Raw genomic sequence first — 22,302 nt, 5'->3', positions numbered from 1 at the left:
CATACTTCAAAATAATTCAGAGACCGAATCAATGGTAAGTCCCCCCTTACAAGCGGTCTTCCTGCTGGTTCCGGCTTTGTCTTTTTTATATCTTTAATGATTTATGATTTAATTAGGGCTATTGCTCTTATTGATTCTTTAGATAATCTTCAATTAACTCAATAAATAAGTTCATAGTTTTCGTATGTAAGTCGACAGTTTCTGTAATAACGGAAAAATTTCTTTTTATCGGTGTCCCTTTAACATTTAATACTTGAATGGTACCAAGTAGCCTTTCTTTTTTAACCGTAAGTTCAGATAAATAACTAATACCAAGCCCCGCTTCGACTGCTTCTTTAATTAGTTGTGTGCTGCCGAACTCCATTAACCTAGTAGGACGTATTTGCAAAGTTTCAAATAATTTTTCTGTTGCATCTCTTGTTCCAGAACCTTCTTCACGAACAATCCAATTCTCTTGTTCTACCTGTCTTCGTGTAACTTCCTTATTGAAATAAATTGGATATTTCCCTCCTGCTACGATATACATTTGGTCCGTTGAAACTGTTTTAATATATATATTTCGATGAGATATCTCACCTTCTACAATTCCTACATCAATCTCATGACTTAAGATTGCTTTTGCTATATCTCTTGTGTTGCCAATCTGTACCGAAGGAATGATATTAGGAAATCGATACTTCATTGTTGCAAGTATATGCGGTAAAACATATTCACCAAAAGTATAGCTGGCACCAATTTTTAATAGTCCTGTTGGCTCATTATTTAATTCATTCACTAACATAGACATTCTTTTATATAAAGCTGTTATTTCTTTAGCATGTAAATAGACAATTTCACCTGCTTTAGTGAGCTGTACATTTTTGTTTGTCCTTAATAGCAGCTTTGCACCTATATATTTTTCTAACTGTTGAATTTGCTGGCTAACGGCAGGCTGCGTCATATGAAGCTCTTCCGCTGCTCTAGAGAAGTTTCTTTTATCCGCTACAGATATAAATACTGATAATAGTTGATCCAATGTGTCCACCTACTCTATATCGTTTTTACTTATTATAACTATAATAATCATTTATTTTCCTTATTGTAAAACATTCGTTAGGATAAATTTAAATAATGCAAATGAGGGGATGAAAACCATTGGAACAGAAAGCATTAATATTCTCCAGTCCTAATGAGCAAAAAAAATCAGAAAAAAAGCTCAATGTTTCTTGGATATTTGGAATTGGTTTTACAATGATTATAGCCATGTGCGGGTTTCTTTTGGCGACATTGCCAGGTCTAAATCATATAGGAGCACTTGCATGTGCCATTTTACTTGCTTTGGTTTATAGACAAGTGTTTGGATACCCAGAGAGATTACGTACTGGTATTCAATTTTCATCAAAAAAACTGCTAAGATTGGCCATCATTCTTTATGGTTTAAAGCTTAACATGATCGGCATATTTCATCAGGGTTTCCACTATTGCTAAGAGGAGCCGTAACAATCATTTTTTCAATCGTTGTTCTGATGATACTTGCCAAATGGCTCAAAGCAGATCTTAATCTTTCTTTATTATTAAGTGTTGGAACAGGCATATGTGGTGCCGCTGCGATCGCAGCCGTATCGCCAATTATAAAAGCAAAAGATGAAGATACAGCTATGGGGGTCGGCATCATCGCATTAGTAGGAACAGTTTTTTCAATTATCTATACTTTACTATTTCCTTTATTACCTATTAGTCCTATAGACTACGGGAATTGGGTTGGAATCAGCCTTCATGAGATCGGCCACGTTGCTTTAGCAGCTACGCCTGCTGGCCAGGATGCTCTAGCGAACGCTTTACTCGCCAAACTTGCACGTGTGTTTCTATTAATTCCACTTTGTTTTGTCCTAATGTTTTGGATGAAAAAGAAAAGAAAAATAGAGGGTGACGCAAAATTCGAGTTTCCATGGTTTTTAATTGGATTTATCGGTATGAGTTTTGTGGGGAGCTATATTATCGGTAATGAGGTTGTAGTATCAAAAAAACTTATGTCAGATATTGCAGTTTTTACTTCATTTTTATTAACGATGTCTATGACCGGCTTAGGATTAAATATTAGCTTTAAAGAATTACGTTCGAAAGCAATACGTCCACTTCTCGCCATAATCATTACATCTTTTCTTTTATCCTTGCTAACGTTTTATAGTTTTTAACTTAAAAATATGGGTCATTCATTGGACGCGTTCTCCAATCTGAGTACGCTCCCACCCGAGCTATTATTCTTCCGAGTTAAGGATCTGCACGTCGAAATTCGGTTCGATCGACATTTCCGGAAAGTCTTTGAGCCAATTTATAGACTTCCAAATGTTCGGATGGTATGCCTTTATTTGCCTTCCGATGCCCAGAACGTCGCAATTCGCTTTTTGCAAGCTATGAAGAAAAATAAAAAAATCCCACAAATTGTATGGGATAAATTTTATTACCAACTATATACACTAGGAAATTCTTTCGGTTCATAATAAAAATGCTTTTTATATTGCCCTGCAATTGGTTGACTACTAGGAAACCGATGAAAATTTCATTGTGAAAAAGCGATGCCTTCTTTCAGCATCGCATCCTTTATTTAGTTTAAATTAACTGACTGATTTAAATAACTTTCCACTCTTTTATTTGAAACATAGCTATGCAAAACCATACCAAAGATAACGATCAAAATCCCGCCCCAGGATAATGTAGAAGGAAGAGGTATAGATAGAAATATTAGTTCCCCCACTAATGCAAAAACCACTTCCATTGATTGCGTTGCTTCAACAGCAGCTAACTTTTGCATATTTCCTCTTACCATATCTGTAGCCATGAAAAATAAGACAGTCGCAATGACTCCTGAAAAAAGTCCTACCATTAACGATTGAAGACTTTGCCCTCCACTTGGTACTCCAACGGTAAACAAGCCATACAAGGAAAGTAAAAACCAGAATGGAAGACTTGCTAATGTCATACCTAAGACTCGTTGATATGCATCTAAACGCCCTTCACAAACATCCATCATTTTCCGATTCCCTAAAGGATAGGCAAATGATGCGATTAGAATCGGGACAACTCCCAATAATAGATTTTCTAAAGAAAGTAGCTTTGCATGTTCCATTTGCATGAGAACAATGCCTAACAGAATGATCATTGACATGATTAGACCTCTAAAGGAAATCTTCCCTCTTACTTGTAATGGACCATTCTTTGTGTGTTTCGTTTCAAAAAATAACGGTGCAAGTAATGCACCAGAAATAATCGTAATTTGCCATGTACCAGCGATCAGCCAACCAGGTGAATAAGCAGAGGCAAAACATAATGGAGCATAGAATAACCCGAAACCAACAAAGCTCCATAACATCCATTTTCCTGGTTTTTTTCTCATTTCCTTTAAGAGTGACCCTAGATTTTTTCTCACGATTACAATACACAATAGGAATGGAACCATACAAATATATCGGAGCGAGGCACTCCAAATCCAACTACCACCAGACAGCTCCATAGATGCATTAAGAACAAATGTAAATGCAAAAAAGAAAGCTGCACATATACCTATTAATATTGATTTCAACTGAACTCACCTCGGCTCCGTTTGGTGTGTTAATAGTTCGCCAAGACTTAGCCAGTTTTCTTCAACAAGACGGACTACTCTTTCATGTTCTTGATTTTTACAAGATGATATAATTTGATCGTGCTGTTCTACCGATTTTAACCCTTTGAGCGAAATAAATTGTGAGATTTCTAATCGTTGAATTTTAGGTATGATACGTTCCAATGCCAAGGCAATTTCAGGGTTAGCAGCCGCATCTAGGAAAACCTTATGAAAAGCTCCATCTGCTTCAATGGCCTTAATCACATCACCTTTTTCAATGGCTACTCTCAAAGTCTTATTGCTAAATTCTAATTCTTCAATATCCGTTTCCTTCAATAAAGGATTTGCAAGTCGAGCAGCTAAAGCATGTAAAGCTGCTACAACCGTAAAAGCATGTTTCGCCTCCTCTAACTTTAATGGTGCTACGCGAGTAGAAGATCCTGGTAGTGACTCAACAAGTCCTTCGTCTTCAAGTCGTTTTAATGCTTCCCTAACTGGAGTACGACTAATTCCAAACTTCTCTGCTAATTCTTTGTCATTTAGGCGTTCTTCTGGTTGTAATTCCAAGGTAATAATCGACCTTTTTAAAGTTTGATATACTTCATCTCTAAACGACAAACGTTTAATTGGTTTTATCATGTCTTTTTCCATAAAACCAATATATCGCATAATGGTTTTTATTACAATCAATTTGGCATATTTCTGACCAACTAATATAGATTTCTTCAAACCCTTAAATACTCATTTTTTCACATTTTGAATCCCCTTAACATTACTATACAGAACATTTTCTTAACATTATGGTGTCATATAGGTATTAACCTGCATATGGTACACCAAGTAATTGCCAAATGTTTATTGTGGGGAGTTATTTGTACAGGCAATTCCAAGAACAATCATATGGTAACTATACTTATTCTGGAAACGAAGTGTTGCTTGACATGAAGCAAGGTGACGTTACAGGTGACGGTATAATTGATTACATCTATTTATATGGAAGAAAAAACGTTGAAATCGAAATCTTCGCAGATCATATTACACTTGTAATTCAAGATGGGCGTTCTAACCAGATTTCAACAATTAATCTTCAAAATAATGCTGGATACAATGCTAAGCTCTTCCTTGGGGATTTTTCTAAAGATAATATATTGGAAATTCTGGTAAGTATTGAATAAAGGAGGAAGCGGGGGGTACGGTATTTTCTATATTTACTCCTTCAGAAATAATATTCCACTCCTATTGTTTGATTTTGAAAAATATAATAATAGCTATACATTCAAAGTCAATTATGAAGATCTTTATAAAGTAAGTGTAGGAAGTCCTTCGTTAGACCTTCTTTTCACTCTAGACATTAGCTATAAAGGCTATGATTACCTATCTCAGCTTTACCATGGAAATGGAAAATTAAAACAACAAGTTCAAGGCGAGGTCCTTTCTGCTGGTGCTTTAAATCCAATTGTTACGGATCAAAAAGTCACGAGTTATGATTTACTTGTTTTTCAAAGAATTATTGGTATTTCTAATTCGGATACATTAGGATATGTCGAAAACCTTTTAACATGGAATGGCACTCAATTTATATCCACAAGATTGGCAACAGCCATACTTGGAACAAAGTTAATTAGCCTCTACTAATGGTTCGCTTTATGCATTATCTTTTTAAAGTAATGGAGGTATTGGGCAACTCTTTTCAAGAACCCCTGCGAACAGAGATCTAATTGTTATATACGGACCTGCCACAAAAAGTATCCCCGCCCAAACCACACCCTATAGAATTATAGTTTTGTGTTAGGGGGGGCTATAATAGAAAATTCCTGTCTAACTTTTTGGGTAAAACAAAAAAATTTCTCTTATTTAATAGAATTAATAGCAGAACGAAATACAGTCTTTACCTTCCAAAATAAAGCATTATTCTAGTTCTTATCCATGATAACTATTTACGCCTTCATTTTTTTTTCAATAACATGAACCAAGTCTTGAATAATATCATTTAACTTCATCTGACTAGTATCTTTTCCCAGAATGATAGAAGTATTAAATATTCCAAAATATGAGAGCAAGATAAGGATATTTGGAGGCCAGCATTGAAAAAAATCAAATTGTTGAATTATATTTTAATTACGTTCCACAATGGTGGCTACTCCTTGGCCTCCGCCAATACAAAGTGTTGCTAATCCCATGCGGCTATCACGTTTTAGCATTTCGTGAATGAGAGTAACTAAAATGCGTGCTCCGCTGGCACCAATTGGATGACCTAACGCAATTGCGCCGCCATTTACATTTAATTTTTCTTTATCAAAGTGAAGTTCGCGATCCACTGCAATTGATTGAGCGGCAAAAGCTTCGTTCGCTTCAATTAAATCCATATCTTGTAATGTTAAAGAAGCCTTTTTTAAAACCTTTTTTACAGCTGTAACCGGGCCGATTCCCATAATGCTTGGATCCACGCCCCCACCTGCATTCGCTTTTACGGTAACTAACGGTTTAATTCCTAATTCATCTGCTTTTTTACGACTCATGATAACAAATGCTGCTGCCCCATCGTTTATTCCAGAAGCATTTCCAGCTGTGACGGATCCTTCTTTGTTAAAGGCTGGGCGAAGCTTTCCCAACCCTTCTGCAGTTGTTCCAGCACGAGGAAATTCGTCTTGAGCGAATACTGTTACTTGTCCTTTACGGCCCGGCACTTCAACAGGAACAATTTCATCTGCAAAGCGATTAGATTCGATCGCAACTTGAGCCTTTTGCTGGCTCCATGAAGAGAATTCATCTTGTTCTTCACGAGAAATTTCATATTTTGCAGAAAGGTTTTCAGCTGTAATACCCATATGATAATTATTGAAGGCACACCATAGTCCATCGTGAATCATGCTGTCCACCAATTTCTGATCTCCCAACTTGAATCCATCGCGAGCCCCTCTAAGCAAGAAAGGAGACTGGCTCATATTTTCCATTCCTCCGGCAACAACCACTTCGGCATCCCCTGCAAGAATAGCTTGTGTTGCTAGATGAACCGCTTTCAGTCCTGAACCGCATACCTTATTAATCGTTAGGGCGGATACCTCATGAGGCAAACCAGCAGCAATGGCAGCTTGTCTTGCTGGGTTTTGCCCAAGTCCTGCTTGTAAGACATTCCCCATAATGACTTCATCCACTTGAGTAACATTGATCCCAGCTTTTTCAATGGCTCCTTTGATAACTATTCCACCTAATGTTGTTGCCGGAACACTTTTTAAACTTCCACTAAAGCTTCCAATTGCTGTTCTTACAGCACTGACGATAACCACTTCGGTTTGATTCATGTTGAGTTCTCTCCTTAAATATTTCAATTTTACGGAAATATCTGTTAAATTCTTAAAAGTAATTAAGAGTACAGGGTAACCAGAAATTTTTTCTTTCCAATTGATATCCTTGCTTTATCCTAAACGAAATATGCAAAAGGCAATTAAAAAAGTTGTTGGAATTTGGAAAATACTGTGGTTGTGGGGAAAACATTAGATGAGCTTTTTAGGAAACCGTTTTCGTTACAGATTGTCCCTTTAGTGGTAGGATATAATATATTATATGTACATTGTAAAAAAAACAGCGAAAATTCGCTGTTCTACTTAAACAAATTAAATGCCATTTTTGTGTTGGATTCAAATAAATCCATAAATCCTTTTTGTGCAGTTTTAAATTGATTTACAGCCTCTTCACGAATCTTTCTTTGCTGTTCGATACTATTTTTAATCGATTGTTGGAACTGCTCTTGTGACTGATTTAATAAATTTAAACTTTCTTTGTATGGAGTGGAGGTTAACTGTTGAACACGGTTATTTATTTCATCTAGTTGAGCATACCACTTTTCGAAAGTTTGGCTTGCTTGTTCACCGTAAACTGTATCAACATTTTGCTTTACATAATCACGAACATCAGCAATTAATTTTTTCTGTTGTTCTTGGATAAAGTCCATTCCTTCAGCAATTTTCTCCAATGATTCTTTTTGTGTTGTAAATGCTTGAAGCAAAAGATTTTCTATTTCTTTTTGAGAATCGGTCACCTTGTCCAAACTGTTTGTCCAAATGTTTAATAGAGATTCACCAAAATTAGTAACGAACTCATTGTTTAATTCCATTATAAAAAACCTCCTAATTAATAAATAACACTATATGTAATTTACACCTATATGAGAAGCTTGTCAAATAGTTATTGTTTAAAGTATATACTTTTTCTTCACATATTTACCCTAACTTTATTTAGAATTAATTGGGTACCATAAGTGTTAGCAAAAATGGAAATAGTGGAGGAGACAAAGTAAATGACTCAAAACTTAGACATGTTTGAAATGTGGAAAAACTATTTTAACCACTCCAGTACCCTAATCGATGAAAAAATGAAAGAACAATTTCCATCTCAGGCCATGGGGCAGCTTTTGGATATGAATCTTCTGTTCCAGAAAATGTTAAATGAAACAACAGAACGATATTTGGAGCAGATGAATGTCCCAACCCGTACGGACATTGCAAAAATCTCGTCCCTTATCGTCAATGTGGATACAAAAGTTGATGACTTAGAAGATCTTTTGGAAGAAACGAGAGCTAAACAACTAAACCATGCAGAACTGCAATCCGAAATTAAAGATTTTGGAAAAGAACTAAAAAGTCTAGACGCTAAACTTAACCAAATCCTTACTCAAGTAAATTCTCTAATTGAAGGAAATAATAAAAAAGCTGCAAAGGTCAACGCGGCTGACGATAACAAGAAAGCAGCAATGATTACCACGGCTGCCAATAACAAAGAAATGACAAAGAGCACCGCGGATGCAAAAAACAAGAGAACAGCAAAGAACAAATTAGGTGCCAATAACAAAAGAGCAGCAAGTAACAAGGATGAGCAAAACAGCCTGTAAAATTCTTCAACATTTAATACAACAACTTATATAAAGGGGTTGGTGTAAATGGCAGATTTAAATAACAAAGTTGCGATTGTCACTGGTGGGAGCAGAGGAATCGGTGCAGCGATTTCCATGGAATTAGCAAGGAACGGCGTAAAAGTAGTCATCAACTATAACAGCCGCAATGAGCTGGCAGAAAAGGTGGTCGCAGAAATAAACGAAATCGGCAGCGAAGCTTATGCTGTGCAGGCAGATGTTTCAAAGTTAGCAGAAGCTGAAAAATTAATAAAAGAAGCTGTTAACCATTTTGGCAGACTAGATATCCTTGTTAATAATGCAGGGATCACAAGAGACAAGTCCTTTAAAAAACTTAGTGAAGAAGACTGGAGAACAGTTATTGACGTGAATTTAAACAGCGTTTACAATACAACCTCCTTTGCTTTGCAGCATTTGCTTGAATCAGATGCGGGCCGCATCATCAACATATCGTCTATTATCGGCCAGGCTGGCGGCTTTGGGCAGACCAATTATGCTGCAGCAAAAGCCGGAATGATTGGTTACACAAAATCTCTTGCTCTGGAGCTTGCAAAAAGCGGTGTAACGGTTAATGCGATAGCCCCGGGTTTTATAGACACAGAGATGGTTAAAGCCATTCCGGAAAATATTCGCGAATCAATAGTCGCTAAGGTTCCGCAACGCCGATTTGGTCAGCCAGATGAAATCGCAAAAGGAGTTATTTACCTATGTAAAGATGGTGATTATATCACTGGGCAGCAGTTAAATATTAACGGCGGGCTGTATATGTAGCGAGATCATTCCCTATCGTTAGGATACACCATACGATTCGCATTACTTTGAAAGGTGTGAGGAATCATGAGGATCCCAACTATAGAAGAACAGATTTCTGCTGCAATGCCGGAGCAATACCAAAATTATTATGCAAAAATAAAAAGAGCAGCTGAAGTATTAACGAAGGATGCCGAACCAGAAGTGGGGCCAACACCAAAAGAAGTCATTTGGACAAAAAACAAAGCGACATTATACCGCTACACATCCGATCAGCCAATAAAACATAAAATTCCACTTCTAATGGTTTATGCATTAATTAATAAACCGTATATCCTGGATTTAACAAGAGGATTCAGTTTGGTTGAATATTTAGTTAACCGCGGTTTTGATGTGTATCTTCTTGACTGGGGAACACCTGGCAAGGAAGATAGAAATATGAAACTGGAAGACTACATTATGGACTACATTCCACGTGCGGTTCGTAAAGTATTACGGACTTCCCAGGCGGATGAAGTTTCACTCCTAGGTTACTGTATGGGAGGCACTATGACTTCCATTTTTACTGCTCTTCATCCTGAATTGCCAATTCGCAACGTCATCTTTATGACAAGCCCATTTGATTTTGAAGACACAGGCTTAATTGGTTCTTTCCTTGATAAGCGGTATTTTGACATCGACAAGGTTGTCGATACATTGGGTGTTATTCCACCCGAAATGATCGATTTTGGAAACAAAATGTTAAAGCCAATGACCAATTTTTACGGACCGTATGTTAGTCTGGTGGATCGCGCCAACAACGAAGAATTTATTAAAAGCTGGAAACTAATGCAAAAATGGGTAGGTGACGGAATTGCCTTTCCTGGTGAAGCCTTCCGTCAGTGGATCCGGGATTTTTACCAGCAAAATAAGCTGATTAAAGGGGAACTCGAAATTCGCGGACGAAAGGTCAACTTAAGCAACATCACCGCTAATGTACTCAACCTGTCTGCTGAAAGAGATCATATTGCCCTGCCGCACCAGGTGGAAGCGTTAATGAAAGTAATATCCAGCAAAGATAAAACGTATATTTCTCTTCCAACCGGACACGTATCTGTAGCATTTGGCTCTAAAGCAACAAAAGTCACTTATCCAACAATAGGAGATTGGCTGGAACAACGGTCAGATTAACAAAGATTTTAGGATTTGTAAACTAATTAGTGGAGTACAGAAATTGAAATTGGTTCCTTCTTCTGTTTACGCCAAAAGTCCAAGAGAAATCTCTTGGACTTTTTTATAATATGATCAGTGAGCCTATTTAAAAATCCATATCTATGACTTCTTTAATAGTCCCTTTTACTTGATCACTTTCGAGCATTTGTCCTTCTTTAATATCTTTTACTTCTTCCGCAGGTTCCAAAGCAGGATTATACTTATTTAGATTGGCATGAATAACCGGACGGAAGGGAAGTTCCTTTTTAAGTGAGTTAATCTCGTCTAAAAACTCGCTGCGGAGGGAGTTTAACATCGTTTGGAATTCTTCCTTGTCTAATTTTTGCTCACCCAGTTTCGCAACAAAATCCCGCAACTCGGTTTCTTGGCCGGACCCCATCTCATTAGGATCTTCAACAAGACGGGATGCGAATTTTTGTTTAAGTAAGTTAATCTCACCTAAAATCTCTTCACGAAGTGTATCAAATAAGGTTATTGCCTCTTCTTCTTTTTCCAATTTATCTAAATCATGCTCAACAAGATTTGTAATATATTCCTCCAGCTCATTTGCTTGTGCTTTTTGCTCAAGTATTGAATACACCTTTGGAGAGATTTTCAAAGTTTCTAAAGTAAGCAATACACGTTCGTATTTACTTCCTGATTCCTTATTCATTAATCTGACCTCATCCGTTTGGTGATTAACAGCAGTTAGAAAAAAGTTCGATAGTACGTAAAATGGTGAAACCATCTGTGCACCTAGATGTGAATACATATTGTTTAATCCGCCAATGAACTTTTCACCAAGAAGATGATCTTTGTTGTTCATACATTCTCCTCCTCTTCTTAAGCGAAAACTAAGTTTGTTTCATGCCTGCTTATTATTTCTAGACCATATAAATTTAACTTTCTTGTATCTTGAAGGAATAGATGATTTTGCTCTCTAATTTCGTCTCCATACCTTATATTGATCGATTCTTGGATGAATCGTTTAAGGATGCTGGCTATTCCACCAATATAAACATATTTATAGACCTTATCTTTAGGTGATGGGAATGTGTTTTCAATTTTCGTTATTAAAATTTGCGTGTACTCCCTTAATGACTCATGGATTTGCTCTGTGAGATCAACCTTTTTACCGCTATTTCCATCCCTTTGCTCCATTTTGGTTTTTTCAATGTTATTGATAATGAATTCTTCTAGTGAACGAACATTATCAAAGTACTCGAGTAACTTTTCACTTCTTAATTTCTCAATGTGTTTTAGATACGAAATGTCAGCGAAGCAATTCAATGATTCCCTGCTTTTAGGAGCTTGAAGTCCTGATTGAAGCAATGCAAGATCAACAGTCCCTCCGCCTAAATCCACAATTAGAGTTTCAAAGTTTTGAAATGAATTTGCTTCCTCACGATCTTGTAAATCAAAATCTTTTTTAATTGCCCAACGAGCAACTTCACTTTCAATCCGGCATTTGCTTGTTTCGACGTGAATGGATACAACTCTTTCAAATCCCGGTGTTAAAATCGTTACTTTGTGCTCCCCTTCAAATCGGCTTGCCATTTTATTTTGCATATCACTGAACTTGTTCGTTTTCTTAAGCAACCAAATTGGAAGCATGGTTGAAAAATAATTAATGTTCACTCGTTTATCTTCAATGCCGTTTCCTTTTAATACATTGTAATAAGCTGCTGACGCTAGGAACATCACATAGGGAATCTCAGATTCCGTTTTATCATGAAGTTTGTTGATATGACTGTTTCCTAATACTTGTTTTTCCGCTGATTCGCCCACCAGATAATATTTCTCTACACCGTCTATCGTAGTTGAAATGAGTAAACTTTGAAGAAGGGATTGGGGATCATGGAAAGTAGACGGAAAGTGGCCGTCTGCCTTTTCCCTCGTTATTTCTACTACATTTGTAGGAATCTCAAAATAATAACCGTCCACAAGGGTTTGAAAGACCGAATTACCAAAATCGACATTTTGACGCTTTATATCCATTATTTCTCCTCTTTTCATGTTTTTTCCTCATAATGATTATATATTCTTCTCTTTTATTTGTCTAAAGTTGTTTATAAATTTAGATTAGTGAATAAATGCATTAGTGTTCTTTATGTAATTCTCCTCTATTAATCAATTTTCTATTTATTTCAGCAGTAAATTTCGACATTGACAATAAAAAAGAAAGCTTGATTAGGGCTTAATTAATTCGTGATTGCTCGATTTAAGTTCCTGGGAACATGTTCGTATTGCCCACTAATTAAATACCTTATGATTGCTTTTATAACGTGTTTTTAATATGTGTTCAATACTATTACTGAATATTAGCCTATTCTTCATATTTAGAGAAATAAATAAGCTCAGATATTTGAGCAAGTGCTCCAAGGTATTCGTATTTTTCTGCCATCTGATTTCACCAGGACTTGGATACGGACTGTTAAGGCAGATGCCTTTGATAAGACTCGGTGATGATGTAGAACTGATTGTGCAGATAAACCTTCCAGTTATTCTTTATAGGTAACTAGTACCATTGGGTAACAAGCAATAAAGATATAAAACTTGGTGAAGGGGATGTGTATCATCCTGGAGGAATTACTTTTGATGGTAAATCAACTTGGGTTCCTGTTGCAGAATATCGCCCAAATAGCAGGTCGATGATTTATAAGGTGAATCCGAACACGATGGAGTCCCAAGAAGTATTTCGCACGAATGACCACATTGGAGGTATACTTCGTGATGGAAAAGAAGGAATTTTAAAAGCTGTGAGCTGGGGTTCGAGAACATTTTATCAGTTTAATGAAAAGGCTGTGTTAAAGGTCATTGTTGATATTGTAACCTTGTTGATTGGAGCGGAAATCAACAAACTAGTTTAACACAGCCAATGAAAAAGGAAAAGTTCTTAGAAAAACAAGTAATTCTAGCCACTTTATTGATTATCAAGACTGCGAGAATGCTGAAAAAAACAATATCATATGTAGTGGTATTACTGAATTGACACAATTAAATAATTTCGGTAAATTATTTACCGATTATCATAAAATTAACACACATTGTTTTTTTGCCATAAAAAAATCCCCTCCAATTAAAAGTGTAACACCCAAGCACTTTGCATGGTTTTTACACTGTCAACTTAAAAGGGGGTAATATCACTATGGATTTATATTAAAATTTTTTAACTACACATTAACTCTTCCTGATTGTGTTCCGTAATCAACACTAATAGAATACTTTACCTTCTGAGTCATCCTATCACTAAATAATCAGTATATGAGTATATATAATTATTAAAGTTATTAAACCCTGTAATTTTACAGAATCCTTCCTACTAATTGTTAAAACCTGACTACTGGTACTTTGGGTATATTTATTGAATTTTTTTGAAAAAACAGAATTTCTTTATCTAACTTTTGACTTATAGATAATACATGCGGATCATTTAGTCCACTTACTTTTGCTAAGTCATACATCGCCTGCTGGTATTCCATTATTTTCTTTTCGGTTTGTACCAATTTAAACAGTAACACGTACCGTACCTCCTTTTTCTCCTTTCATTATGTCTTGATTTAATTTGGTTTTCCTGTTTATGGGTACTCGGAAACATTAATTCATAACGTATTTAACTACATGTTCACTATAAAAAAATTCCTAACTGATGTATTTTCATTTAAATATGAGATTATCCGTCAAATCAATCAAAATATTTGCCTGTTGTTCAGTAATTGCTTTCCCGCTTTGGGCTGACAATTCATTTACGTACGCCTTAAGTTTACCGTCTACGGCCTGTTTGTGAACTTTAGCGGCCGCTTCTTTTGCCGACTGGAGTTTTGCAACAAGTGAATGCGACACCCCATCCTTACTTACAAAAGATTGGGTCAATCGGCTTAAACTATCAAAATCAACAGTTACGGTAAACTTATTTTCAGCTACTGCTGTATTCCCCGCCTTGTCAGTAGCCGAAGCCGAGATTGTATGAACACCAATGCCGAAGTTATACGCATATCCTTCAGTACTAGGGCAATTAGCGGAATCAACCCCTGACACTTCATCCGATGTACTGCAGGAAATCGCTATCTTCGCATCAACAGGATACGTACCTTCATTACCGATAAATTGAATCAAAGGAGCAGTCGTATCAAGTATTATTTTTTGTTGATACGTTTCACTTACATTTCCAGCATGGTCGTTAAATTCAACATATACTGTTTTCTCCCCATCTCCTGAAGGCAAGGTGAATTCTTTTGCTGTCTTATACGCTTCCCACTCTGTCCAGTCCTTAGCATTCGTGGAAAAGCGAACCTGGTTCACTCCGCTTAAATCATCTTTTGCTTCAAGCAATAGAGTAACATTCGGATCTTTTGTAAATTCCGCACCAGTATTAATCGTAAAATGTCCTTCTGGACGTGTTAAGTCCTTCTGTTTCTCTACGATGACCTCACTAACAGCCATATTACCACCATCGACTGTTGTTACACTAATCTTTGCAGTACCTTCTTTTTTCGCAGTAACTTTACCCGTTCCATCCACTACTGCTACTTCTTCATTATTACTGGACCATAGAACATCTTTATTGACAACACTCTCAGGTGTTACTGTTGCAGTCAACTGTGCAGCTTTTCCTTCTGCTAACTCCAATTTTTCCTTATCCACAGTAACGCGTGGTACTTGTTGAACGGGCTCTTGCTTCTTGACTGTTGGAACATTTGCAAGTAATGCTTCATGTTCCCGTTTTGTAATCGGCATTACGGTCCCATGGCGAGGGCGTGCTGGTAAACTATAGTTTGTTGACATCTTCCACTCACCTGACTGTAAATTGGTTGTTTCAAAAGGAACATACCCTCTACCGCCAAATTCATCAATAAACATGTACCACTTTTCTTCCGTATTCGATTTAAAGATGGTAGGTCCTTCACCTGCACCGATTGATCCTTTTCCAATCCCTTCTTTAATAAGATCAAAAGTAGGATCAAGAACCGAATCCCCAACTTCTCCAAAAACAAATTTACCGTTTGGTGAAGATGTCGTGTTGTTTCTTTCATCTTTTGTAAAACGATAGATTTTTCCGTCATCCTTAATGATGGTGGTATCAATAACTGAATATCCATAATCCATATAAACTTTTGGTTCCGTAAACGTATGGAAATCTCTTGTTTTGCTATACATCATTTTGTTGTAAGTAGAGCCGCTATGCGCTTCATTGTCATACAATTTGGAAGCCCAGAACACAATATACTCACCAGTCGTGTCATCATACGTAACTTCCGGAGCCCATGTATTTCCAGCCTCTTTTGGAGATACTTCTACCATTCTTTGCTCTGACCAATTAATTAAATCAGTAGATTCCCACACCATTATAGAGCGGCTGCCTGTCCTTTGGGATCTGTCCCAATTCCAATCTCCATTAATTTTTAAATCTGTGGAAATTAAATAGAACTTATCTCCTTCAGGGGCACGAATGATAAATGGATCTCTAAGTCCTTTTTCACCCAAATTAGAAGTGATTGCTGGCGCCCCATTGTTTAACTCCTGCCATTTAAGTGGATTGTTTCCTTCACTTAAGGCAAAATAAATTTGTTCACCATTCGAATAACCTTCTCCTGTAAAATAACTGAAGACGTATCCTTCATAGTTCTCCTTTTTCGGCATTTCTTTCACTTTAGCTAAAAATGCTTTTGTGATTGATTCCTTGTGTAATGTGAGAGTTGCTGTCAATTTAACCATTTTATCTCCTACACCATTTCCAGGACGTTTCACTTCTCCAGTTGGTGTAATGATGGAAGGGTCAGTTGATTTCCATGTGATCGTAGAACCATTAGCTCCCGATTTCGGTAAAGTTAGATTGCCGCGAACATCATTAATGTTATGAACTTTCAAATCTTCTGCATCCATTCGAACGGTCACTGAATCTTGAGGTTTCTTTAATACAGTAACGGTAAATTCTTTTGTCAAAGTCTTTGTACCTTCCAATATAGTAGCTATAATTCCTACCGATTGGTCACCATTTTCATAAGAAGGTCTATTAACTTTACCATCATTTGTAATAATGTTTTGATTTTGTGATTCCCAAGTGATGGATGTTCCAAATGCCCCATTTTTAGGGAAAGATAAATCCGAATTAATTTCGTCTTTGTTTTGGTTCTGATTGATAAAAATGGAGTAATCTAATTTTTCAGCAGCGTGATTTAGCAGTAGTCCATCCATGGCTGCAATTTTTTTATCAGCTTCTTCTTTTAGTTTACTTATTTCTGTTGCTGTCAAAGCTCCATCAAACACTTTAAAATCTGCGATCATTCCTCCAAAATACGGGTCAGAAGAATAAAATGAACGCCCGATAAAACCACTTCTTCCATTAACATTGTTGATTTGTGCTAATGTATAACCGTTCGTAGAACCAGTACCCACTTCAACCCCATCAATGTACAGCTTTATCGTTTTTTCTACACCTGACATAACAGTAGTTATCAACTTCCATTCACTTGACTTTAATGGCCCATTTGTCGCATTTACACCTGCTTCATTCATCCAGCTTGTTATCCCGAGTCCTGCTCTTGAAGAGCGGTCACCCGAGTTACGCTTCGGCGTCGTAAACAAATATTTGTTACTGTCCTGACCTAACGCATATAACCATTCGGCTTCATTAACACCCTTCCAATTCACCAAAGAAGAAACGGTGATACTATCCAAATTATTTAAGACACCTTTAGGCATTTCAATATATGAACTAGTAGAACCGCCTTTAAAGCTTATAACTCCTGCATCTGTCCCCTTAATAAGGTCAGCGTTTTGGAAATTCACCAGCTTTCCATCAAAATTCCCAGTGCTATCTTTCACTGTTGTACCTTCAATATTGTTCATATCATAATCAAGAATTAACTTTACTTCTTTTGGTTCCTCAGCAAATGTGGATTTCGGAACTATTCCTGATACGGTATTAAAGAGCATGAAGGTTAATAAAAAAGTTGAAAGCCTTTTCCTCTTGTTCATGTTTCCCCTCCTGATCAAAATGGTTTTATTATAGTAAATTCACTTCAGATTTCCTCTATCGTTGATTCAGGTAGCGAGTGCTTTTCTTTCTTTTCTTTCTTTTCTTTTAATAATCGTTTTGTTTCTTTCACTCTGAATGACGATTATGCGTTGAAGTACGATAAAAACAAACAATAAAACTCCAATTACAATTCTTGTCCACCATGAACTGAGTGTACCTTCAAACATGATAATGGTTTGAATTACTCCCATACTCAGCACGCCAAACATTGGACCAACAACATATCCATACCCGCCGGTTAAAAGAATTCCACCTATGACACATGCTGCAATGGCATCCATTTCTAGACCTAATGCGTGAAGCCCATATCCAGACAACATGTAGAAGGTGAAAACCAAGCCTCCGAGGGCAGAACTAAAGCCACTGATAGCGTATATGAGAATTTTCGTTCTTACAACAGGCAGTCCCATAAGCATAGCCGATTGTTCGTTTCCACCAATGGCGTAAACAGTCCGACCAAACTCTGTATATTTAGCCACATACATGGCTGCCAATACAAACACAATACTAATCAATACACTAATGGAAATAAAATATTGGCCACCCAGCATAATCTTATAGTGAGATATCTTGGTAAATAATGGATCTGTGATAGTAATAGATTCGATGCTAATAAAATAACAAAGTCCTCTGGCCAAAAACAAACCTGCTAATGTAACAATCCATGGATGCAATTGAAAACGCTGAATGATGTATCCTTGTGCAAATCCAAATATGATTCCCATTAAAAGAACTACAACCATAACAATAACCGGGTTTGCACCTTTCTGAAGCATACTTGCGGACACCATAGTGGTTAGCGCAACAACCGATCCTACTGACAAATCGATTCCACCAGATAATATTACAAACACTAATCCTGTAGCAATGATGATTAAAAAAGCATTGTCGATAAATAGATTCAGAAAGACTTGCGATGATAAAAAGCCCGTATAACGAAAAGAACCTACACTAAATAAGGAAAGAAATAGAATGATGGTCGAAATTAACTTGATATTTAATTGACTAACTCGCAGCATGTTTCTCATTAGATTGAATTACTCCCTTCTTACGCTTGCTGCCCATTTTTAAGATAAATAAGCTTCTGAATTTTTCCGATTGTACAAGCGATACAATAATTACTACAATTGCTTCCACCACGAGTATACTTTCAGGAGGAACTCCAGTGGAATAAATAGTTGTTTTTAACATTTGAAGGAAAAGAGCACCGATAATGGTACCTGATAGGAAAAACCTTCCACCGTTCATTGAAGTACCACCAATGACGACAGCTAATATTGCATCTAACTCCATCCATAATCCAGCGTTATTTCCATCTGCACTCTTCACATTCGAACTAATCAAGATTCCTGCGATCCCTGCGCACAAACCACAGATTACATAAGCACAGAAGATGATCTTCTTCGAATTAATCCCAGTAAATCGGCTGGATTCCATGTTTCCTCCTACCGACTCTAAAAACAATCCCATTGCGGTTTTTCTCATAAGCAAGTAAACTAGTAACCCCAATACAGCGGCAACAAAAATAGCAAACGGTATTCCTAAAAAGTATCCACCACCAAAAAAGCTAAACGGTTTATAGTAGACAGTGATAATTTGTCCTTCACTGAACAGCTGCGCAATTCCCCGTCCAACTGTCATAAGGATAAGGGTGGCTACCATTGGTTGAACACCTATTTTAGATACCAATGCGCCATTCCACATTCCGCAAAGGACGGAAGCACCAAGGGCAGCAAGGATGGCTAGCGCCATAGGCGTATCACTTACATACTCTTGAACTCCATTGTTAACAACCAGAGTTCCTCCGATCAGGTAAGCTGCCATTGCACCTGATATCGCCACAACAGCTCCAACCGAGATATCCACACCAGCTGTTGCAATAACTAAAGTCATACCAATAGATACAATAATAAGCGGAGCCGCCCGATTTAATATGTCAATTATGGTTCCAAATAAATGACCATTCTTGATTTCGATGTTAAAAAAACCTGGTATATAAAAATAATTAAATATAAGTAATGCTAAGAGGGCCATTAAAGGCCAAAATACCTTTGAATGCCTCAGTTTATTCCATTGATTAAGAAACATTTGCGCCAGCTCCTGCTATAGTTTTCATAATAATACTTTCTGATATATTCTCTCCGCGAAGCTGTCCAATCGGAGAACGGTCACGCAAAACAATTACCCGATCGCAACAAGCTACTAATTCTTCCAATTCGGAGGAAATAAGCAAAACCGTCATACCATCATTAGCAAGTGTTCGTATTAATTTTTGAATTTCCGTCCGAGTTCCTACATCAATTCCACGAGTAGGTTCATCTAGTATAAGCAATTTCGGATTGGTTGCCAGCCATCTGCCAAGAATCACTTTTTGTTGATTACCTCCACTTAGATTTCTGATTTGTTGTTCCATAGATGGGGTAGCTATTCGCAGCATTTTAATATATTTATTAGCAATTTCCTCTTGTTCTTTTCTAGAGATATAATTGAATATGCCTCTTTTAGCCTGAAGAGCAAGAATCATGTTTTCCCTGATAGTTAATTCTCCAATGATGCCCTCTTTTTTACGATCTTCCGGACAAAATCCCATCCCTTGTTGTATAGCTTTTTTAGGATACATGGCCGAAATCTTTTTTTCATCTATATAAATGACACCATCGTCCGCTTTATCAATTCCAAATATCAATCTAGCAATTTCAGACCTGCCGGAACCAAGTAAACCAGCAAGACCAAGTACTTCCCCTTTTTTCATTTCCAGATCAAATGGCTCTATCGTACCTTTTTTTCCTAGACTGACAGCTTTTAAGAAATGTTCTTCCTTTTTCTTTAATGAAGAAACTATACTTTTGTTTTGTTTGCTGTGTTCCTTTTCATCGATTTCTCTACCAACCATTTTAGTTACTAATTCTATCCTAGATAATTCACTTGTTTTGTACTCGCCAATGAGTTTACCGTTCCGAAGGACTGTGATACGATCCGTAATTTCATAGACTTGATCTAAGAAATGTGTGACAAATACGATTCCCATTCCTTCATCACGCAGCTTACGCATGATCTTAAACAACTGTTTTACTTCGTTTTCATCCAAACTCGCGGTCGGTTCATCCAAGATTAATACCCCTGCTGAAATATCAACTGCGCGAGCAATCGCAATCATTTGTTGAATGGCAACAGAGTAAGAAGAGAGTAATTTAGTCGGATCAATATCGAGATTTACTCGCTTCAGGATTTCTTGTGATTCTTGATTCATTAACTTCCAATCGATTCTGCCGCCTTTTTTCGGTGTTCTGCCAATAAATATATTTTCTGCTACTGTCAAATTAGGGCATAAATTCACTTCCTGGTAAACCGTGCTGATTCCAATATTTTGGGCATCTAGGGGAGATTTCGGCTCAATGTTCTGTCCGTCGAAAAGGATGGTACCTCCATCTAAATTGTGGACTCCGGTTAGCACTTTAATTAACGTCGATTTACCTGCACCGTTTTCACCCATGAGAGCATGAACTTCTCCTTTACGAAGAGTAAAGTTAACGTCAGACAAAGCCTTCACTCCAGGAAAGGACTTTGTGACACCTTCCATGTATAGAATTGGTTTCTCTTGTATGAACATTGTTTTAATGCTCCTTTTGTTTATTTTATGAGTAATATAGGAGTTCCCTAATAAGAGAGCTCCTATATCTAAAAAAGCTTTTAATATTGTCGATTAGGGAATTCCTTTGCTGCATTAGTTGTATCAAAGATGCCTTCTTCTGTCTTAATCCACTTTGGTAATTCTTTACCTGCTTTAACATCCTTAATGGCTTGCATCAACTGTTCTCCTAATAATGGGTTACATTCAATAGAGGCATTTAACTTGCCAGCCATCATCGCCTCAAAAGCACCTTTTACACCATCAACAGAAATGATTTTGATATCTTTTCCTGGAGTTAAGCCATATTCTTCGATCGCTTGAATTGCACCGATTGCCATATCGTCATTGTGAGAATATACAACATTGATATTTTTTCCATTAGACTTTAAGAATGCTTCCATTACTTCTTTACCCTTAGTACGGGTAAAGTCACCTGTTTGAGATTTAATAATTTTATAATTGGTATGATCTTTGATTACTTCTTCAAAACCAGCTTTTCGGTCAATGGCAGGAGCAGAACCTACCGTCCCTTGGAGCTCAACGATATTTACCGGCTTATCCGTTTTTACATTGTCCAACATCCATTGTGCCGCTTTCTTGCCTTCCTCAACGAAATCTGATCCAATCATCGTTTTATAAAGGGATGGATCGGCATCTACAGCACGGTCAGTTAATATAACAGGAATACCTGCTGTTTTCGCTTCTTGAAGAACTGTATCAAAACCTGTTTGAACAACAGGCGAGAAAGCGATTACATCCACCTTCTGAGCAATAAAAGAACGGATTGCTTTAATTTGGTTTTCCTGTTTTTGCTGGGCATCTGAGAACTTTAATTCAATTTGCGGGTCTTTTTCTGCACTTTCTTTGACTGACTTAGTATTAGCTGTTCTCCACTCGCTTTCAGCTCCTACTTGTGAAAAACCAACGACAATCTTCCCATCTTTCCCACCACTTGAACCACTACTCGCCTGTTGGTTGTTCCCGGCAGCACATCCTGTCATTAATGAGATCGCAGTTGCTGTTGAAATTAATGCAGTAAATAATTTTTTAAATTTTTTCATGTGACTTCCCCCTTAATTAATTTGAATCTTATTTTATTATAAATAATTACTCTAGTGATGTATTTTCAATGAAATGCGTTTTTTTATAATATTCCGCTTTCTTTTTTACATTAGAAAATATAATATTTAAGTGATTATTTT

At 36.9% G+C, this 22,302-nt stretch carries 21 protein-coding genes and 1 pseudogene; 8 read left to right on the top strand and 14 right to left on the bottom strand.

Annotation, left to right across the window (positions count from 1 at the left end; translation table 11 throughout):
- Positions 1-127: 127 nt before the first annotated feature.
- A complete protein-coding gene (locus tag J7E67_RS08590; RefSeq protein ID WP_214731376.1) occupies positions 128-1,015 on the bottom strand; it encodes a LysR family transcriptional regulator in 888 nt (295 codons plus the stop codon).
- A gap of 215 nt (positions 1,016-1,230) precedes the next feature.
- Here J7E67_RS08590 and J7E67_RS08585 point away from each other — a divergent pair.
- Positions 1,231-2,174 (top strand): annotated as a pseudogene (locus J7E67_RS08585) (YeiH family protein).
- A 63-nt stretch (positions 2,175-2,237) separates the two neighbouring features.
- Here the strand turns inward: J7E67_RS08585 and J7E67_RS08580 are convergent.
- The 3 genes from J7E67_RS08580 to J7E67_RS08570 form a co-directional block, all read right to left on the bottom strand.
- Positions 2,238-2,390: a Ger(x)C family spore germination C-terminal domain-containing protein gene (locus tag J7E67_RS08580; protein ID WP_251026671.1), complete on the bottom strand. Its 153-nt coding sequence runs from the start codon at positions 2,388-2,390 to the stop codon at positions 2,238-2,240.
- Positions 2,391-2,584: 194 nt separating this feature from the next.
- Positions 2,585-3,559 carry a DMT family transporter gene (locus J7E67_RS08575; RefSeq protein ID WP_214716418.1) on the bottom strand — a complete coding sequence of 325 codons (975 nt, stop codon included), beginning with the start codon at positions 3,557-3,559 and terminating at the stop codon, positions 2,585-2,587.
- 6 nt (positions 3,560-3,565) lie between these two features.
- Complete coding sequence (locus J7E67_RS08570; RefSeq protein ID WP_214731478.1) at positions 3,566-4,231, bottom strand: GntR family transcriptional regulator; 666 nt, start codon at positions 4,229-4,231, stop codon at positions 3,566-3,568.
- 221 nt (positions 4,232-4,452) lie between these two features.
- Between J7E67_RS08570 and J7E67_RS31205 the strand changes: the two genes are divergently transcribed.
- Both J7E67_RS31205 and J7E67_RS31200 read left to right on the top strand, forming a co-directional pair.
- Complete coding sequence (locus J7E67_RS31205) at positions 4,453-4,755, top strand: hypothetical protein (RefSeq protein WP_251026652.1); 303 nt, start codon at positions 4,453-4,455, stop codon at positions 4,753-4,755.
- Positions 4,748-5,215: a hypothetical protein gene (locus tag J7E67_RS31200; protein WP_251026651.1), complete on the top strand. Its 468-nt coding sequence runs from the start codon at positions 4,748-4,750 to the stop codon at positions 5,213-5,215. The genes J7E67_RS31205 and J7E67_RS31200 overlap by 8 nt, the downstream gene beginning before the upstream one ends.
- A 479-nt stretch (positions 5,216-5,694) precedes the next feature.
- On the opposite strand, the gene J7E67_RS08560 is transcribed toward J7E67_RS31200, so the two are convergent.
- Both J7E67_RS08560 and J7E67_RS08555 read right to left on the bottom strand, forming a co-directional pair.
- Positions 5,695-6,882, bottom strand: a complete 1,188-nt coding sequence (locus J7E67_RS08560) for an acetyl-CoA C-acetyltransferase (RefSeq protein ID WP_214716416.1) — start codon at positions 6,880-6,882, stop codon at positions 5,695-5,697.
- Positions 6,883-7,181: 299 nt separating this feature from the next.
- On the bottom strand, positions 7,182-7,694 hold the full coding sequence (locus J7E67_RS08555; protein ID WP_214716414.1) for a hypothetical protein: 513 nt from the start codon (positions 7,692-7,694) through the stop codon (positions 7,182-7,184).
- Between the two features lie 183 nt (positions 7,695-7,877).
- On the opposite strand from J7E67_RS08555, the gene J7E67_RS08550 reads away from it, so the two are divergent.
- The 3 genes from J7E67_RS08550 to phaC all read left to right on the top strand — a co-directional run bounded on the left by J7E67_RS08550 (position 7,878) and on the right by phaC (position 10,409).
- Entirely contained in the window at positions 7,878-8,468 is a 591-nt protein-coding gene (locus J7E67_RS08550; RefSeq protein ID WP_214716412.1) for a hypothetical protein, read from the top strand.
- A 48-nt stretch (positions 8,469-8,516) separates the two neighbouring features.
- On the top strand, positions 8,517-9,260 hold the full coding sequence (locus J7E67_RS08545) for a 3-oxoacyl-ACP reductase (RefSeq protein WP_214716410.1): 744 nt from the start codon (positions 8,517-8,519) through the stop codon (positions 9,258-9,260).
- A 66-nt stretch (positions 9,261-9,326) separates the two neighbouring features.
- On the top strand, positions 9,327-10,409 hold the full coding sequence (phaC, locus tag J7E67_RS08540; protein WP_214716409.1) for a class III poly(R)-hydroxyalkanoic acid synthase subunit PhaC: 1,083 nt from the start codon (positions 9,327-9,329) through the stop codon (positions 10,407-10,409).
- A 127-nt stretch (positions 10,410-10,536) separates the two neighbouring features.
- Here phaC and J7E67_RS08535 read toward each other — a convergent pair whose 3' ends face one another.
- Together J7E67_RS08535 and J7E67_RS08530 are read right to left on the bottom strand one after the other, a co-directional pair.
- A complete protein-coding gene (locus J7E67_RS08535; RefSeq protein ID WP_214716408.1) occupies positions 10,537-11,256 on the bottom strand; it encodes a hypothetical protein in 720 nt (239 codons plus the stop codon).
- Between the two features lie 17 nt (positions 11,257-11,273).
- On the bottom strand, positions 11,274-12,428 hold the full coding sequence (locus J7E67_RS08530; protein ID WP_214716484.1) for a ParM/StbA family protein: 1,155 nt from the start codon (positions 12,426-12,428) through the stop codon (positions 11,274-11,276).
- Positions 12,429-13,000: 572 nt separating this feature from the next.
- On the opposite strand from J7E67_RS08530, the gene J7E67_RS08525 reads away from it, so the two are divergent.
- Both J7E67_RS08525 and J7E67_RS32270 read left to right on the top strand, forming a co-directional pair.
- The gene (locus tag J7E67_RS08525) at positions 13,001-13,300 is read left to right on the top strand and encodes a DUF6454 family protein (RefSeq protein ID WP_214716407.1); all 300 of its coding nucleotides are present in this window, start codon (positions 13,001-13,003) and stop codon (positions 13,298-13,300) included.
- 55 nt (positions 13,301-13,355) lie between these two features.
- On the top strand, positions 13,356-13,571 hold the full coding sequence (locus J7E67_RS32270; RefSeq protein ID WP_308167084.1) for a hypothetical protein: 216 nt from the start codon (positions 13,356-13,358) through the stop codon (positions 13,569-13,571).
- 188 nt (positions 13,572-13,759) lie between these two features.
- Here the strand turns inward: J7E67_RS32270 and J7E67_RS08520 are convergent, their stop codons facing one another.
- The 6 genes from J7E67_RS08520 to J7E67_RS08495 form a co-directional block, all read right to left on the bottom strand.
- Entirely contained in the window at positions 13,760-13,951 is a 192-nt protein-coding gene (locus tag J7E67_RS08520; protein WP_214716406.1) for an aspartyl-phosphate phosphatase Spo0E family protein, read from the bottom strand.
- A 136-nt stretch (positions 13,952-14,087) separates the two neighbouring features.
- Complete coding sequence (locus tag J7E67_RS08515; RefSeq protein WP_214731371.1) at positions 14,088-17,408, bottom strand: immunoglobulin-like domain-containing protein; 3,321 nt, start codon at positions 17,406-17,408, stop codon at positions 14,088-14,090.
- A gap of 66 nt (positions 17,409-17,474) precedes the next feature.
- On the bottom strand, positions 17,475-18,497 hold the full coding sequence (gene yjfF, locus J7E67_RS08510) for a galactofuranose ABC transporter, permease protein YjfF (RefSeq protein ID WP_251026650.1): 1,023 nt from the start codon (positions 18,495-18,497) through the stop codon (positions 17,475-17,477).
- Entirely contained in the window at positions 18,475-19,557 is a 1,083-nt protein-coding gene (locus J7E67_RS08505; RefSeq protein ID WP_214731369.1) for an ABC transporter permease, read from the bottom strand. Before J7E67_RS08505 ends, yjfF begins: the two co-directional genes overlap by 23 nt.
- Complete coding sequence (locus tag J7E67_RS08500) at positions 19,547-21,079, bottom strand: sugar ABC transporter ATP-binding protein (protein WP_214731367.1); 1,533 nt, start codon at positions 21,077-21,079, stop codon at positions 19,547-19,549. The genes J7E67_RS08505 and J7E67_RS08500 overlap by 11 nt, the downstream gene beginning before the upstream one ends.
- Before the next feature lie 80 nt (positions 21,080-21,159).
- The gene (locus tag J7E67_RS08495) at positions 21,160-22,161 is read right to left on the bottom strand and encodes an ABC transporter substrate-binding protein (RefSeq protein WP_168243013.1); all 1,002 of its coding nucleotides are present in this window, start codon (positions 22,159-22,161) and stop codon (positions 21,160-21,162) included.
- Positions 22,162-22,302 lie beyond the last annotated feature (141 nt).

The sequence above is a fragment of the Bacillus sp. ISL-46 genome (assembly GCF_018613205.1).
Note: the sequence above shows the minus strand (reverse complement) of the source record. Positions and strands in the feature narration are given on the sequence as shown.